The sequence below is a fragment of the Lachnospira multipara ATCC 19207 genome (assembly GCF_000424105.1).
GTDB lineage: Bacteria > Bacillota > Clostridia > Lachnospirales > Lachnospiraceae > Lachnospira > Lachnospira multipara.
The window spans coordinates 37,478-53,799 of sequence record NZ_AUJG01000010.1 but is presented as its reverse complement, the minus strand read 5'-3'; the positions used below and the strand labels follow the sequence as shown (position 1 = coordinate 53,799).

Here is a 16,322-nt window from a genome sequence, read left to right as displayed (position 1 = left end):
AAAACTCCTATAAACATTTTTTTCATCAATGATAATATTCTATATTAGTTGACTTGTCAACCTTTTTATCTATAAAAGATTGAAGGATTTTAAGATTAATGGTAAACTAATTTATGAAGGGCATTCGCTAAAGAAAGGCTTATATATATGCCCCTTGCCTAGCCTTAATTAAGCTGGCAAATTAAACAAAACGGAGGAAAATTTTATGTGGAAAGAACGTAAAAGATTATGGTGTGGATTGCCTTGGACTTTTACAGTATATAGCGGAGACGATCAAAGACTCTTTGTAGAAACTGGTTTCTTTAACAAGAGCCAGGATGAATGTCGTCTATATAGAATTCTTGACATTTCAGTTACAAGATCATTTGGTCAAAGACTTTTTGGTCTTGGTACAATAAAGCTTTGTACATCAGATAAAACACTTGGTGATTTTGAAATTAAGAATATCAAGCACGTTATGGCAGTAAAAGAAGAATTATCTCAGGCTGTTGAAATTATGCGTGATAAGAAGAGAGTAACTAGTAGAGAGTTCCTCGGGCATGAAGAAGATGAGCATAATATGTATGATGGAGACTATGAAAACTAATGAGTAAAGAATCATCAGTCTTTACAAAGCCTTGGCTTGTGTTTATTCTAGCGCTACTCTGTTGTTTTTTATGGGGTAGCGCTTTTCCATGCATTAAGATTGGTTATAAGCTTTTTAATATAGACTCTACTGATACAGCTTCCCAAATTCTTTTTGCAGGAATTCGTTTCTTCCTAGCCGGTATCCTTACAATTGCCATTGGAAGTTTAATTGATAGACGTTTCCTTTTTCCAAAAAAGGGCTCTTTTAAAATGATTTCAACCCTAAGTCTTTTCCAGACTATTATTCAGTACTTCTTCTTTTATGCTGGCCTTGCCCATGCATCAGGAGTTAAGTCATCAATCATTAATAGTATGACAACATTTTTTGCCATACTAATCGCTTGTCTTATAAGAAAGCAGGAAAAACTTACTATTTATAAGATTCTTGGATGTTTCCTTGGAATCGCAGGTGTTGTAATCGTTTCATTATCAGATGGCGACTTTGGTTCAAGCTTTGCCCTAAACGGCGAAGGCTTCATCCTTATTGCTGCTGTCTCTTATGCTATTTCATCAGTACTTGTAAAGGAATTCTCCCTTAAGGAAAATCCTGTAGTACTTAGTGGCTATCAGTTCCTAATTGGTGGCCTTTTTATGATAATTGTTAGCTTAATCCTTGGCGCTAGTATTTCAATAAATTCTGTTGGCGCTGTGATTCTTTTAATTTATATGGCTATGATTAGTGCTGTTGCCTACTCAGTTTGGGGCATTTTATTAAAATATAACCCTGTATCTAAGGTAACAATCTACGGCTTTACAAACCCAATCTTTGGTGCCCTACTATCTGCCATCTTCTTAAAGGAATACGATAAGCTAAACCTTAATTGCCTTCTTGCCCTAATCCTTGTATCCATCGGTATTTACGTGGTTAACAAGTTTGGTGGAAAGAAAGCCTAAACTTTGGAGGTAATTATATGAAGAAAGTAGCTGTAATTAACGATTTATCAGGCTTTGGAAAATGTTCTTTATCCGTAGCCCTACCTATAATATCGGTTTTATCAGTTCAGTGTGTTCCCCTAGCCACTGCGGTTTTCACATCTCAGACAGGCTTTGAAGACTATTCCTACACTGACCTTACAGACATGATTGAGGAATACATTAAAAACTGGAAATTAAATAACGCAAGCTTTGATGGCATTTACTCTGGCTACATCACAGATCACAAGCAGGCTATTCTAGTTAAGCGTTTCATTGAGGAATTTAGAAAAGAGGATACATTTTTACTAATCGACCCAGTACTTGGGGATGACGGTGAAACCTATAAGATGTTTACTAACGACCTACTAAACATCCACAAGGAACTTACAAGACAGGCCAATATCATCACTCCAAACCTAACGGAGGCTTGCCTTCTTGCCGACATTCCTGTAGGGGACATTTTAAAATGTAATAAAGAACGTGACTCACTAATTGCCCTTGCAAGTTCTGCAGCCACTATATTAAGTAAGAACGCCCTTACAAATCAGGAGGTTATTATTACTGGTATTAGTGTCCGTGAAGGAGATTCTTATTACGTTTATAATCTCGTTTTATCAGAGGGTGAGATTAACTTAAGTAAGACTCCTATGATTGATAAGAGCTTTTCTGGTACAGGAGACATCTTCGCCTCTATTATTACAGCACTTAAGCTAAACGGCCTTATGACTTTTAAGGCTGTGGAGATTGCCCAGGACTTTATAGCCGAGGCTATTAATGATACACCAAATGATGCTGATACAAGAGATGGAGTTTACTTTGAAAAGGAACTTGCAAATCTTGCCAGTGTCTTAAGAGATAATATTTATTATTAAAATCAGATTATATACTAAAAAGAGCCGCTAATTTAGCGGCTCTAGTGCATTAAATTTTTCTATTATTGTTTTATATTTTTACCACATTTCGGTAGTTTTCTCCTAGTAATTTTTAAATTTATCTATATGTCCATTATGTAAGCTTATGTACTAGTCAATAATAATTTGTAGGCCTAGTAATTGTAAATATCAAAGTAAATAGCACCTGGAATTCCATCATTTTCACAAGTAGAAATAATAGAATTCTTTGTTGAAGTTACAACACTTCTAATTGAAGACTGTGTTGATGAACTTGGTGTTGTAATTGAATATCCACTTGGTAACTTGTTGCTAGATGTACCAGAGAATGCGTATACCTTAGACCATGTCTTAATTGTAAGTGGCTGAATATAATAGTTATATCCATTATCAAATGCTACACAGTATGAGAATGAACCTGTTACTGAACTATTATTATTATCAAAGCCCTTCTTATCATGATCAAAAGTTAAACAGTGTGAGAAGATTCTTGTTGCTGTACTTGTTGAGTAAGCTGAACCCATCTTAAATCCGTTAGGATTACCATCATAGTTAGTTCCTGTCCAAGAAGATACTGAAATTGTTCCTGCACTTGTAACAATGAAACTTGATGTAGGTAATGAGAATGTTCCCTTAGCATAATTTGATGCAAATGATGAATCCTTAGCCATAATTAACTGAACTAATAAAAGGTTAGTATCAAGTTCGTCACCATTATCAAAATCATACTTTCCTGTGAATACGTCTGGATTACCATTGTTCCAGCATGCACACTGAGTATATGTAAGATCTGGAGTTACATCTCCTGACTTATCATAAGAATCCCAGCCATCATCTGAGTTATCCCATGCATAGCAGCAATAGAAAGTATTACCTGAACCTGCGCCAAGCTTTGGAGCAAATCCATCTGCATTACCACCAAGTGTATAAACGTCACAGTTACGGTAGCTTGAAACATACTCAATTGTGTTAGAATATGCACCACTTGTAATCTGTAAACCTGCATCGTTATTGTATCTTGTTACTACGTTAGAAACTGTATTGTTTCCTGCTGAAGAACCCTTAATCTGAATACCATTATCTGGTGCCTTCTGAACAATTAAGTTCTTAATTGTGTAATATGATCCTGTAATTCTAATACCTACAGCACTATCAGATGTAGACTTTCCAATATAGCTGCTTAAGAATGAAGAAAAATCAAGTACAGGATAAGAACCATCACTGTTTTGAACACCAATAATCTGTACATTTGCATTTGAAGCTGAAAGGGCAATCTGTCCTGAACAAGAGATTGTTGTTCCCTTTACATATACCTTACCGCCACCTGCTTTTTCAGCACTAGCAATAGCTGATACAAGGCTTGAGTAAGATGTAACTACAGTACCATCAGAAGTATCTGTTGTGCTAGATGAACTTGATGATGAACTGCTTGAGCTTGATGAACTACTTGAGCTTGATGAACTACTTGAAGAATCAATTGCCTCAAATACGAACTGCTGGCAAGCAAGTCCGTTATATGTCCAAGTATCAATATTTCCACCTGAAGCTGTTGACCAACCATAGACATCAAGGGCTTGAGCGCCACCACTAACTACAGTTGTTAAGCAATAAACGCCATCTGTTCCTGTTGTTACAACATTAAACTGCTGTGCAGTAGAACCGTTAGCACTACAAATATCAATGTTAGTACCATCTGTTGTTCCACCATAGTAAACATCAAGCATTCTTCCACCTGACATACCATTTGTAAGTGTAATTACGTTATTACCCTTATTAGTTACATACCATCTCTGGCTCTTATCACCAAGACCAGTTTCCTGATCTACGTTAGCGAAATCTGAATCGCTATCTCCAGTTACATCTAAGTACTTCTGGCTATTTACATTTTTAATGTAATACCAACCATCAGAAATCTCGTATGAGCTTGATGATGATGATGATGAAGAATTAGAATCTACCTGAATCTTATAGATGTTAATTCCGCTATTAGAAGAGTAAAGGTAAACATATCCTGATGAACCTGAATAGCTATAGCTTTGTGTGCTAGCTGTTGTAGATGCTGTAAGTGTTGTAAGCTGATTGCCTGAAGCATCTGCTACTACTAATGATCTACTTGATGAACCTGAGCTCATCATTGTTACCTTAATTGTGTCATTACCTGAAACAGGAACCTTTACGGCACGGTAAGAAGTTGAACCACTACCTCCTGTTGCTAGACAATATGTGTACTCTGTTCCATTGACAGTCTGTGTGTCTGCCTTAACACTCATAGTCTTTGAGCTTGTTGCAATAAGTGTTAAACCATCTACTGTTGTAGTAGATGAAATAGTTCCTAGGCTCTTAAAACTGCTATTCTTGAAATTCCAAGATGTAGTTGTAGATGCCGATGCAGTGAAACTCATAGAACTTGCAAAAGTAGCAAAAGCCACAACGAAAGCTAATACTGCTGTTAAGCTTGTTCTAAGGCCTCTTTTCAAAATCGATCTCATAAAACCTCCCATAAAATTTAATGCAAAAATATCTTAGCATTTTATAAAAACTTTTTATATAGTAAAAAAGTTGGTTTTAGGTCTTATTTTTTAGGCACTTTTAACATATAAATAGCGTAAAAGTATCATTTTCTTGTTAAATGTAATCATATACTAGTACTTAAGAACCAACAAAATACAATCTGACTAATCCTAGTCTAGAAGTATAAAAAAAATTCCCCCTCTTAGAGGGGGATTTTTAAAACTAACTTATATATTTGACTAATTTTTCTCATCATAATTGCTAGATAAGACTCTCATAGAGTTTAAAATTGCAATTACAGCAACACCAACGTCAGCAAAAACTGCTTCCCACATAGTTGCAAGTCCAAAAGCGCCTAAAGCTAAAACTATAATCTTAACTCCAAGTGCAAATACAACATTTTGCTTAACAATTCTAAGAGTTTTTCTTGCAATTCGAACTAATTTAGGAATCTTTCTTAAGTCATCATCCATAATTACAACATCTGCGGCCTCAATAGCTGCATCAGAACCTAAGCTACCCATAGCAATACCCACATCCGCTCTCATAAGTACTGGAGCGTCGTTAATACCATCGCCAACAAAGCCAAGCTTCTCGTCCTTCTTGCAAGCCTTAATAAGCTCTTCCACGTTAGAAACCTTGTCTGTTGGAAGTAACTCATATCTGCAATCTGTTAAAGAAAGCTCCTTTGAAACAGCCATGGCCACTTCTTTTCTATCGCCAGTAAGCATTACAAGCTTTGAAACGCCTACCTTTGATAAAGCCTTCATAGCTTCCTTAGAACCTTCCTTAATCACATCAGAAATAATGATGTAACCTGCAAACTTGCCATCAACAGCTAGGTAACAAATTGTTGCTGGACTGTCATTTATCTCACAGTCAATGCCATTTGCCTGCATTAACTTATAATTACCAATTAAAACTTCTCTCTTATTAACTACTGAGCTAATACCCTGACCTGATACTTCCTGCTGATTAGAGATAAGGCTTAAATCTACGTCTTTACCGTAAGCTGTAAGAATAGATTTAGCAATTGGATGTGTTGAAAATTTTTCAGCATAGGCAGCGTAGTAAAGAATATCTTCCTTACTAAAGCCGTTAAGATTAATAACTTCACTAACCTTAAATTCACCCTTAGTTAAAGTACCTGTCTTATCAAAGACAAGGCTCTTCATCTGAGCAATAGCCTCTAAATAATTACTACCCTTAACTAATACACCAATCTTTGAAGCTGCACCAATACCACCAAAGAAACCAAGTGGCACTGAAATAACCATAGCACAAGGGCAAGATACAATTAAGAAAATACATGCTCTGTGAATCCAGCTTACATAAGCAAAGATACCTGACATAATTCCAAGAATAGTTGGTGGAACTAATGCAAGTAAAACAGCGCCTATAGTAACTACTGGTGTGTAATACTTAGCAAATCTAGTAATGAAATTCTCCATTCTAGACTTCTTAGATGATGCATTTTCCACAAGCTCTAAGATCTTACTTACTGTAGAATCTTCATAAGCCTTAGTAGTTCTAATCTTAAGGGCTGTATCTCCATTGACACATCCACTAATTACATCTGCCCCAGGGCTTACCTTTCTTGGTACTGACTCCCCTGTAAGGGCTGCCGTATCTACAAAAGACTCCCCTTCTATAACAACTCCATCAATAGGAATCTTCTCACCTGGTCTAACTAAAAGAATTGATCCAACTTCTACATCTTCTGGGTCAACTTCTGATATGTTGCCCTCTTCATCTTCTAAATTTGCAAAATCAGGAGCGATACTCATCATCTCAGCAATTGAAGCTCTAGACTTACCAACTGCGTAAGACTGGAACAACTCACCTACCTGATAGAAAAGCATAACTGCTACACTTTCTGTAAATTCCCCTGTGGCAAATGCAGCAAATGTTGCAATCATCATAAGGAAATTCTCATCAAATACATGTCCTTTAGAAATGTTCTTAAAGGCTCTTAAAATTACATCATAGCCTATAATTAAATAAGGTACTAAAAAGGCTATGGCCACTGCAAGTATTGGAAAGCCTTCAAGTGCTCCTAGCTTATCTGCTATAAACAAACAAGCATAGAGAATACCTGAAACGATAATTCTTGCTCGCATCTTTTTTTGTTTCTTAGTCATACTATCTCCTATTGTCACAATCCTTAGTTTACGTAACTCTTGGGCTTTGTGACGCATTTTCCAATAAATCTAAATATAAATCTTTGACAAATAGAAATTATAAAATAACTTCGAATTCGTCTTCTGCCTTCTTACCTGCCTTAATTGCCTTCTCAAGTACTTCTTCAAAGCAATCATCTTCTGCTTCTAACATAAACTTCTGTGTGAGGAAATTAACAGATGCATCCTTTACACCCTCAACCTTCTTAATTGCTTCCTCAACCTTTGCTGCGCAGTTAGCACAATCAATTTCACACTTAAATTTCTTCTTCATAATGAATTACCTTCCTTTTCTTAAATATAGTTAATACTCTTAGAATATATATTCTCTTAAATTTATCCTATAAATTATCTTATTATTCTTCTATGTGTTCTCTTCCCTGGTCAATTATTGTTCTAACATGATCATCTGCTAGAAAATAAATAACCTGCTTTCCTTCTCTTCTGCTACCAACTAGCTTTGAATTTTTTAGAATCTTTAGCTGATGTGAAACTGCTGACTGAGTCATGTTTAGGGTGTCTGCTAAGTCGCATACACAAATCTCTGATTCGAAAAGAGCAAAGAGAATTCTAATTCTAGTAGAATCTCCAAAGACCTTAAAGAGTTCAGCTAAATCATATAACTCATCCTCAGAAGGCATAGCGGAAAATACCTCTTTTACTTTCTCTGTATGAACATGTTTAATATCACATCTATCTACGTCATTTATTGCCATCAGTTAAGACCTCCGTTTGTTTATTTAACTCCTATAAAACTTTTCTTAATGAGTTAAACATATGAGCAAGTGTTCATATGTTGTAATTTAAATATACCACTTTCTAAGCTGATGTCAATAGAAAGTGGTAATATTTATGAGAGTTCTTCCATTATCTGTTTAACCTTATCCTTATTCTCTACAAAGAGTCTACTAAGGATTGGATCAAAATGTTTACCTATATTATCGTTAATAATAAGCATAGCCTCATCAAAGCTGTAGGCTCTCTTATAGCATCTCTCCGAAACTAGGGCATCAAAAACATCTGCCACAGACATGATTCTTGCTGAAATTGGAATTTCCTCTCCCTTAAGACCATAAGGATAACCACTGCCATCCCACTTTTCATGGTGGAAAGTGGCCACATCTGAAGCTATATTAATAAACTCGATTTCCTCAATACTTCCAAGGGCTTCTCTAATAATTCTTCCACCCTCTTTAGTGTGGTTTTGCATAATGGTATATTCATCATGAGTTAAGATTCCTGGTTTCTTTAAAATGGAATCTGGTACATTAATCTTACCAATATCATGCATAGGCGCTGCCTTTACAAGGAATTCAATGTAATCCTTAGTGAGGATGTTAGTGTAATAACCTTGGTTCTTTGCAAGCTGCGCTAACATTTTCACATAAGCACTAGTTCTTGCAATATGCATGCCCGTATCTCCATCACGACTTTCAATTAAAGAAGCCATAGCATCTATAGTGCTATTCTGGATACTCATGATTCTATTATTATGTTCGTTTATCTCTTCGCTTTGCTTATTGACCTTAAACTCTAGGATATCACTGTAATCTTCTAGCTTTGAAGTTATCTGATTACATAAATAGACAATTACAAGTGTAGTAGCAATAATAACAATAATTGCTACCACTGAGATGATACTAATACTTATAAGTCGGTACTTAAGAGTGTCTTGTGCTACCTTTACCTCGTCATTAATCTGCTCCTCTAAAACATTTAATTCCTTATTTATGCTTAAGACCTTGTTATTAATAACATCGCTTACATAGCTTTCTGCCTCTTCATAATTTCCAGCCTCAATATATTCTTCCACCTTAGAAACCATATTTAAATACTCATTAAGCTCTTCGCTTATGTTACTATACATGGTTCCATAATTGTCGCTAAGGGCACTTTCTGAAAGCTCACTAAGTATTGCTCTTATATCCTCTTCAGTATTAATGGATTCATAATAGCTATTACCCACATAAGACTCTTCTGACCAAACCTTACCGTATACGTAAAAGTTCTCCTTATAAATATCTTCCGTCAAAGATTCTATATGATTCTTGTCTTGAAAATTCATAGTTACAATAGTTTCAAACTCATCTATTGCCCGCTCTATATTAATCTTCAAAACTAAAATTACTACAATACTAACAGCACCTAAAAATATAACTAACAATGCAGTTAAAAGGGATGTTGTTCTATCTGATTTTTTGCCAAGCATGTTATCCTCCCTGCATGCTGTAAAGCATAATAAAAATGACGTTGTTTAATTTTATTAAACAACGCCATAATTATAACATATATCTATATAGATAAAAATACTTTATTTATTTAATTTTTCTCTATTCTAGCTCAAAAGCACCAGTATATAACTGATAATATGTGCCCTTTTGATCAATTAAGGTATCATGGTCACCTCTTTCAATAATTCGACCATGGTCAAGAACCATAATTGCCTTACTGTTTCTAACTGTTGATAATCTATGGGCAATAACAAATACTGTTCTACCAAACATAAGATTATCCATACCCGCCTGAACAATAGCCTCAGTTCTTGTATCAATTGAAGATGTAGCTTCATCTAAGATCATTACAGGTGGGTTAGCTACAGCAGCTCTTGCAATTGAAAGTAACTGTCTTTGTCCCTGTGAAAGGTTAGCGCCATTAGCTGTAAGCATTGTGTTATAGCCATCTGGTAATCTTTCAATAAAGTGATGAGCATTAGCTAACTTAGCTGCTGCAATACATTCTTCATCTGTTGCATTTAATTTACCATATCTAATATTATCAAGTACTGTACCTGTGAATAGGTTAACATCCTGTAAAACAATACCAAGAGAACGTCTAAGGTCAGTCTTCTTAATCTTATTAATATTGATTCCATCGTAACGAATCTTACCGTCTTCAATATCATAGAATCTGTTAATAAGATTAGTAATTGTTGTTTTACCTGCACCTGTTGCTCCAACAAAAGCAATCTTCTGACCTGGTTTAGCGTAAAGAGATACGTCATGTAAAACTAACTTATTCTTAACATAACCAAAATCAACATCCTCTAAAACAATATCACCCTTTAAAGGAGTGTAAGTTACTGTTCCCTCTGCCTTATGTGGATGCTTCCAAGCCCAAAGAGAAGTGTCCTCATCGGCCTCAACTAGCTCGCCTTCCTTGGTATATTTTGCACGAACAAGTGTAACGTAACCCTCATCAAATTCAGGTTCCTGATCCATAAGTTCAAATACTCTTCTAGCACCAGCAAGACCCATGGCAATCATTGATACCTGCATAGATACCTGGCCAACTGTCTGTGATAACTGTCTAGACATGGAAAGGAAGGAAATAATAATACCCAGAGAAACTACTGAATTAGTTCCTGTAAAAATGCTCTGTAAACTTAAATTATAAACTGAATAATAAACTAATAAGCCACCAACAACTGCAAGAACTACGTACATAATATTACCAATATTACCTAGAGTTGGCATAAGCATATTACCGAATTTATTAGCTTTCTCACTAGCTTCAAATAATTCTTCATTCACCTTATTAAAGGCATTTTTACTTTCTTCTTCATGATTAAAGACCTTAATAACCTTAGCGCCTTCCATCATTTCCTCAACAAAGCCTTCCTCTTTAGCAAGGGTTCTTTGCTGAGCCATCATATATTTAGCAGAATTTCCACCGAAATTCTTAACTACTCTAGTCATTAAGAAAATAAATAACCCTACAACTATCGTTAACCAAAAACTATAAAAACACATCATTATAACAATGCCTATGATTGTTAAGCTTGACTGAAAAAGCTGTGGTAAACTCTGTCCAATTAACTGTCTAATAGCATCTGTATCGTTAGTGTAAGTACTCATAATATCGCCATGAGCGTTAGTATCAAAATACTTAATAGGAAGTGTCTGCATTCTCTCAAACATATCGTTTCTTAAATGCATTAAAGTTCCCTGAGTAACATTTGCCATAAGACGAGTGTATGTAAAGGAAGCTATAACACCAAGGATATAGATAACCCCCATAGTAATTATAATTCCAATAAATTTATTCCAAACTGAATCCATACCAAGGCCCATTGCTGGTGTAATAACTTCATCAATAATTCTTTGTAAAAAAATTGTTGCAATAACTGATGCAAGTGCTGCAATTATAATGCAGATAATAGTTACTATTAACTGAGGAGCATAATGCTTGAATATATAGCCTATTAATCTGCCAAATGTATTATCTTTCTCTACATTTTTCTTATTCATACATATACCTCCTATTCTTCCTTTGATTTAGTCTGTGATTCAAATACTTCGCTGTAAATTCCGCCAAGAGCCACAAGTTCATCATGTGTTCCCTTTTCAACAATTTTACCCTGATCTAAGACTATGATGACATCCGCATCCTGAACTGAAGAAATACGCTGTGCAATAATAATCTTAGTTGTCTCTGGAAGATATTTAGCAAGAGCTGCACGAATAAGCGCATCTGTCTTAGTATCAACAGCACTTGTAGAATCATCCATAATTAAAACCTTAGGATTCTTAAGAAGTGCTCTAGCAATACAAAGTCTTTGCTTCTGACCACCAGAAACATTAGAACCACCCTGTTCAATATAAGTGTCATACTTATCTGGGAAGCCCTGAATAAATTCATCAGCGCAAGCTAACTTACAAGCTTCTTCAATCTGCTCATCTGTAGCTTCCTTATTACCCCAGCGTAAGTTTTCTTTAATTGTTCCTGAGAATAGGACATTTTTTTGTAATACAACTGATACAGCATCACGTAGAGATACTAAGTCATAATCTCTTACATCAACTCCACCAACTCTTACCATACCCTTTGTTGTATCATAAAGTCTTGGAATAAGCTGAATAAGTGATGTTTTAGAATCACCTGTACCACCAAGAATACCTACTGTCTGACCAGATTTAATATGAAGATTAATATTAGTAAGAGCATAATTCTCACTAGTCTTCTTATATTTAAAGGATACGTCGTCAAAATCAATTGCACCATCTCTAATCTCTGTCTTACCATTAACAGGCGACTGTAAATCGCTTTCTGTTTCAAGTACTTCCACAATACGATCTGCAGATTCTGCTGCCATTGAAACCATAACGAATACAAAGCTTAACATCATAAGAGATGTAAGAATCTGAACACCATAAGTTAAAAGAGAAGATAACTCACCTGTTGTAAGGCTTGTAGCTCCTGAACTAACAATAATCTGTGCACCTATAAAACATACAAGTAAGATTGATGTAAACATACTAAGCATCATTGTTGGTGTGTTAAGAGCTAAAATCTTTTCTGCGTGTGTAAAGTCATTCTTTACATCACCACTAGCTTTAAAGAATTTCTTAGTTTCATAGTCTTCTCTTACAAAAGACTTAACAACTCTAATTGCAGAAACATTTTCCTGAACTGAATTATTCATTGCATCATACTTCTTAAAGATTCTCTTAAAAATAGGATGTACCTTAAAGAAAATTCCAAATAAAACAAGTGCTAAAAATGGCACAATACATACAAAAATAAGAGCCATCTTAACATTAATACTAAAACTCATTGCTACTGAGAAGATAAACATTAAAGGAGTTCTTACAGCTACTCTAATAATCATCTGATAAGCATTCTGCACATTAGTAATATCTGTTGTAAGACGTGTTACTAAAGAAGATGTTGAAAATTTATCTACATCTGCAAAGGAGAAATCCTGAATCTTATAAAACACATCCTGTCTTAAGTTTTTAGCAAAACCAGCTGAAGCTGTCGCTGCTTTTCTAGCTGACATAATACCACAGAACAAAGAAGCCATTGCCATAACAAATAAGATTAAACCGTACTTTATAATTGGTTCCATGGAATCGCCTGTCATGTTATTAATAAGTTCAGCCATAATTAATGGAATAATACATTCCAAAATAACTTCTAAAGTTACGTATGTTGGAGTAAGAATTGAAGCTTTTTTATACTCTCTAATACTTCTAGCTAAAGTCTTTACAATCTTAATCATAAATAACTTTCCTTTCTTATAAATTTAGTAATTATTCGTTTCTAAAATTCTTGATATTCTCAAGTATAATATTAGAAATTCTATCATATGTTTCTAAATCCTTAGGACTAATACCCTTTTGTATATATTCTTCTAAGCTGACAACATCATTAATGATTCTTTCTTCATGTTCTTTTGCCTTATCCGTAAGCGTTAACTTTTTAAGTCTAGCATCAGTCTTAGAAACTTCTCTAAGTATATATCCTTTAGACTCCATTTTTTTTAAGAGTTCAGATGCTGTAGATGGACGAAAGTCAAATTCAATTTCTACATCTTTTTGGAATATATCCCTGTCTTGATTTAAGATAAGAAAATGTATCACACGACCTTCCGTGCCGTTTATCCCTGTAGAATCTGCAAGCTTATCAAACTTTCTTTTAATACACTTTTCGATTTTTAAAATTTTTTTGATTACACTTTCATCATTCATAAAAGACTCCCTTTCATCTTCTAAGCATGTAATAGCTACTCTTTATGCTATCACTTAATTTTCTTAAATATAAACGAACCATGATTATTATAATTATATCATGTTATATAGTAATATTACTATACATAAAGTTTACTTATAATAAAAATACTTCGCATACGAATAGTTCGTTACCTAACTGTTCGTGTACGAAGTATTATAACACTTTTATTATTAACTTCAAGGGCTTTGTATACAATTTATAAAATGTTTATTAATGTTAATCTAAATCTCTATGCTTAAAAGTCTTAATTCCACTAGCATAGTCAGTAACAATCTGGCCATTACCTGTAAGCTTATACTTATAAGTAACTAAGCCCTCAAGACCCACTGGGCCTCTTGCATGAATCTTACTTGTACTAATACCAACCTCAGCGCCAAAGCCATATCTAAAGCCATCTGCAAAACGAGTTGAAACATTGTGATAAACCCCTGCTGAATCTACCATATTCTGGAACTTGTCAGCTGTTGCCTGATTCTCAGTAATGATGCTATCTGTGTGATGTGAACCATACTTATTAATATGGGCAATGGCCTCGTCAACATTTTCAACAATCTTAATACCAAGCTCGTAGCGAAGATACTCTACATTATATGCATCATCCTTAATTACATGAACCTCAGCATCAGAATCTTTCTTATAAGCATTGTAAACATTAGTTGTGTAAGCATCAGCATTCACCACAACCTTTGCCTCATTAAGAGCTCTAACTAACACTGGAAGTGCCTTTGCAGCAATTTCACTGTGCACTAAAACTGTCTCTACTGCATTACAAGCTGCGCTATACTGAGTCTTAGCATCCACAACAATAGGAATCGCCTTAGCAAGGTCTGCATCCTTATCTATGAAAATGTGACAAATACCGTCAGCGTGTCCCATTACAGGAATCTTAGTATTATTCATAATGTACTGGACAAAGGCGTTAGAACCTCGTGGAATAAGTAGGTCAACTAAGCCGTCACATTTTAATAATTCATCAATCTCAGAGTGAGCCTCTGCCTGAATTAAGCAGATTTCTGGAAGGCCAGCCTCAACAATTGCCTCTCTAATAACTCCAAAGAGGCATCTATTACTTTCAGCAGTTTCCTTACCACCCTTTAAAATCGCACAGTTACCACTCTTAATACATAAAGAAGCAATCTGCACTAGGGCATCTGGTCTTGCCTCAAAAATCACTCCAATAATTCCGATAGGACAAGTTACTCTCTTTAAAATCAAGCCCTCATCAAGCTCTCTATTTAGAGTTACCTTGCCCACTGGGTCTTCAAGTCCTATTAACTGATTAATACCATCTATAACATCCTCTAACTTGTGATTATCAAACTTAAGTCTTTTAAGTACTGACTCCTGTACCCCATTGGCATAGGCATTAGCTATATCAATTTCGTTAGCCTTAAAAATCTTGTCAGCATTCTTTCTTAAATTCTCCGCCACCATCTTAAGTGCCTTATTTCTTAATTCAATGTTTGAGCTAGCAAGCTCTGCTGCAACGCTCTTCATTCTTGTTACGTCTTCTCTAATACTCATAAAGCGACCTCCTACAAATACTACCAATCTATTATAAGTTATTGAATGACAAAACATCAATACGAAAAATTGTATAAAAATATATAAGATGTTATGATATATTACAAGTAGATATTTTTATAATTTAATATAGGAGGTTTTTCATGGGTAAATTATTATTAACTGGTGTCGATGGAAATCTAGGCGGCGAGGCTGCTAGAGTATTACTTACTTTAACAGATAAGTCTAATATCATTTTAACAGGCTATAATCCTGAAGTTTTAAAGACTTACAGCGACCAGGGCATCGAGACTCGTGTGGCAGATTTTAACAACATTGAAGGATTAAAAGAAGCTTTTGCTGGTGCTGAAAGACTCGCACTTATTTCCATGCCTTTCGTTGGAGCTAAAAGACAGGCTGCTCATAAAAATGCTATCGATGCCGCAAAGGCTGTTGGCGTAAAGCAAATCATCTATACTTCTTTAGTTAATGCAGCAGACGAGACAAATCCATCTGTTGAAAAGAAGGATCACATTTACACTGAAGAGTATGTAAAGTCTTTGGGACTTGATTACATTTTCCTAAGAAATTCTCAGTATGCCGAGGCTATGATTACTAATTACTTTACATATGTAAAATCCGATGGCGTATTAAAGAATTCCCAGGGCGATGGTAAAATGGCCTATATCTCAAGACGTGACTGTGCTAAGGCTGTAGCTCACGCTCTTGTAAAGGGAGATAAGTATCCAAAGAAGGTATTTGATATTAATGGTCCTGAACTTATGACAATTTCTGAATTCTGTGAGATTGGTAACAAGGCTACAGGAAATCACGTAACATATAAGTTCATCACTGATGAAGAGAACTATCAGGTATTTGATGCCATGGGCGTTCCAAGAACAACAGATGGCGTATTTAAAGATGGTAGCGAAGCTCCTTTCTCTTCTGATGGTATGGTTACCTTTGCTCAAGCTATTCGTGAAGGCAAAATGGATAACTTCACTAAGGACTTCGAGGAACTTACTGGAGACAAGGCTTTAACCGTTCAATACATGTTTGAGCACAACGCAGACTTCCAGATTGGTGATAGACATTCAAAGGATAAGTAATGCCCTTTGATAAGATAATAGAAAATAAAAATAAGCCGGTAGATTATTTAAATCTACCGGCGAAAAAGCATATC

At 35.2% G+C, this 16,322-nt stretch carries 13 protein-coding genes; 4 read left to right on the top strand and 9 right to left on the bottom strand.

The annotated features are described in order from the left end of the window. Positions 1-205: 205 nt before the first annotated feature. Genes G600_RS0108710 through G600_RS14170 form a run of 3 tightly spaced genes read left to right on the top strand, consistent with a single transcriptional unit; the run spans position 206 to position 2,414 of the window. Positions 206-586, top strand: a complete 381-nt coding sequence (locus tag G600_RS0108710) for a PH domain-containing protein (protein WP_027431599.1) — start codon at positions 206-208, stop codon at positions 584-586. Further along, positions 586-1,521, top strand: coding sequence for a DMT family transporter (locus tag G600_RS0108705; RefSeq protein WP_027431598.1), 936 nt, complete (start codon positions 586-588; stop codon positions 1,519-1,521). Before G600_RS0108710 ends, G600_RS0108705 begins: the two co-directional genes overlap by 1 nt. 17 nt (positions 1,522-1,538) lie before the next feature. Further along, the gene (locus tag G600_RS14170) at positions 1,539-2,414 is read left to right on the top strand and encodes a pyridoxamine kinase (protein WP_051195444.1); all 876 of its coding nucleotides are present in this window, start codon (positions 1,539-1,541) and stop codon (positions 2,412-2,414) included. Positions 2,415-2,587: 173 nt separating this feature from the next. Here G600_RS14170 and G600_RS0108695 read toward each other — a convergent pair whose 3' ends face one another. The 9 genes from G600_RS0108695 to G600_RS0108655 form a co-directional block, all read right to left on the bottom strand. After that, positions 2,588-4,921, bottom strand: coding sequence for an RICIN domain-containing protein (locus G600_RS0108695; protein WP_207637196.1), 2,334 nt, complete (start codon positions 4,919-4,921; stop codon positions 2,588-2,590). A 261-nt stretch (positions 4,922-5,182) separates the two neighbouring features. Beyond that, a complete protein-coding gene (locus G600_RS0108690) occupies positions 5,183-7,084 on the bottom strand; it encodes a heavy metal translocating P-type ATPase (RefSeq protein ID WP_027431596.1) in 1,902 nt (633 codons plus the stop codon). A 97-nt stretch (positions 7,085-7,181) separates the two neighbouring features. Next, the gene (locus G600_RS0108685; RefSeq protein ID WP_027431595.1) at positions 7,182-7,397 is read right to left on the bottom strand and encodes a cation transporter; all 216 of its coding nucleotides are present in this window, start codon (positions 7,395-7,397) and stop codon (positions 7,182-7,184) included. 82 nt (positions 7,398-7,479) lie between these two features. Continuing rightward, a complete protein-coding gene (locus tag G600_RS0108680; protein WP_027431594.1) occupies positions 7,480-7,839 on the bottom strand; it encodes an ArsR/SmtB family transcription factor in 360 nt (119 codons plus the stop codon). A 134-nt stretch (positions 7,840-7,973) separates the two neighbouring features. Continuing rightward, positions 7,974-9,332, bottom strand: a complete 1,359-nt coding sequence (locus G600_RS15070) for an HD-GYP domain-containing protein (RefSeq protein ID WP_051195443.1) — start codon at positions 9,330-9,332, stop codon at positions 7,974-7,976. Positions 9,333-9,453: 121 nt separating this feature from the next. Beyond that, positions 9,454-11,370, bottom strand: a complete 1,917-nt coding sequence (locus G600_RS0108670) for an ABC transporter ATP-binding protein (protein ID WP_027431593.1) — start codon at positions 11,368-11,370, stop codon at positions 9,454-9,456. 11 nt (positions 11,371-11,381) lie between these two features. Then, positions 11,382-13,124 carry an ABC transporter ATP-binding protein gene (locus G600_RS0108665; protein ID WP_330361994.1) on the bottom strand — a complete coding sequence of 581 codons (1,743 nt, stop codon included), beginning with the start codon at positions 13,122-13,124 and terminating at the stop codon, positions 11,382-11,384. Positions 13,125-13,155: 31 nt separating this feature from the next. Next, the gene (locus G600_RS0108660; RefSeq protein WP_027431591.1) at positions 13,156-13,593 is read right to left on the bottom strand and encodes a MarR family winged helix-turn-helix transcriptional regulator; all 438 of its coding nucleotides are present in this window, start codon (positions 13,591-13,593) and stop codon (positions 13,156-13,158) included. A 259-nt stretch (positions 13,594-13,852) separates the two neighbouring features. Next, entirely contained in the window at positions 13,853-15,160 is a 1,308-nt protein-coding gene (locus tag G600_RS0108655; protein WP_027431590.1) for a glutamate-5-semialdehyde dehydrogenase, read from the bottom strand. A gap of 143 nt (positions 15,161-15,303) precedes the next feature. On the opposite strand from G600_RS0108655, the gene G600_RS0108650 reads away from it, so the two are divergent. Beyond that, the gene (locus G600_RS0108650) at positions 15,304-16,248 is read left to right on the top strand and encodes an NmrA family NAD(P)-binding protein (RefSeq protein WP_027431589.1); all 945 of its coding nucleotides are present in this window, start codon (positions 15,304-15,306) and stop codon (positions 16,246-16,248) included. Positions 16,249-16,322 lie beyond the last annotated feature (74 nt).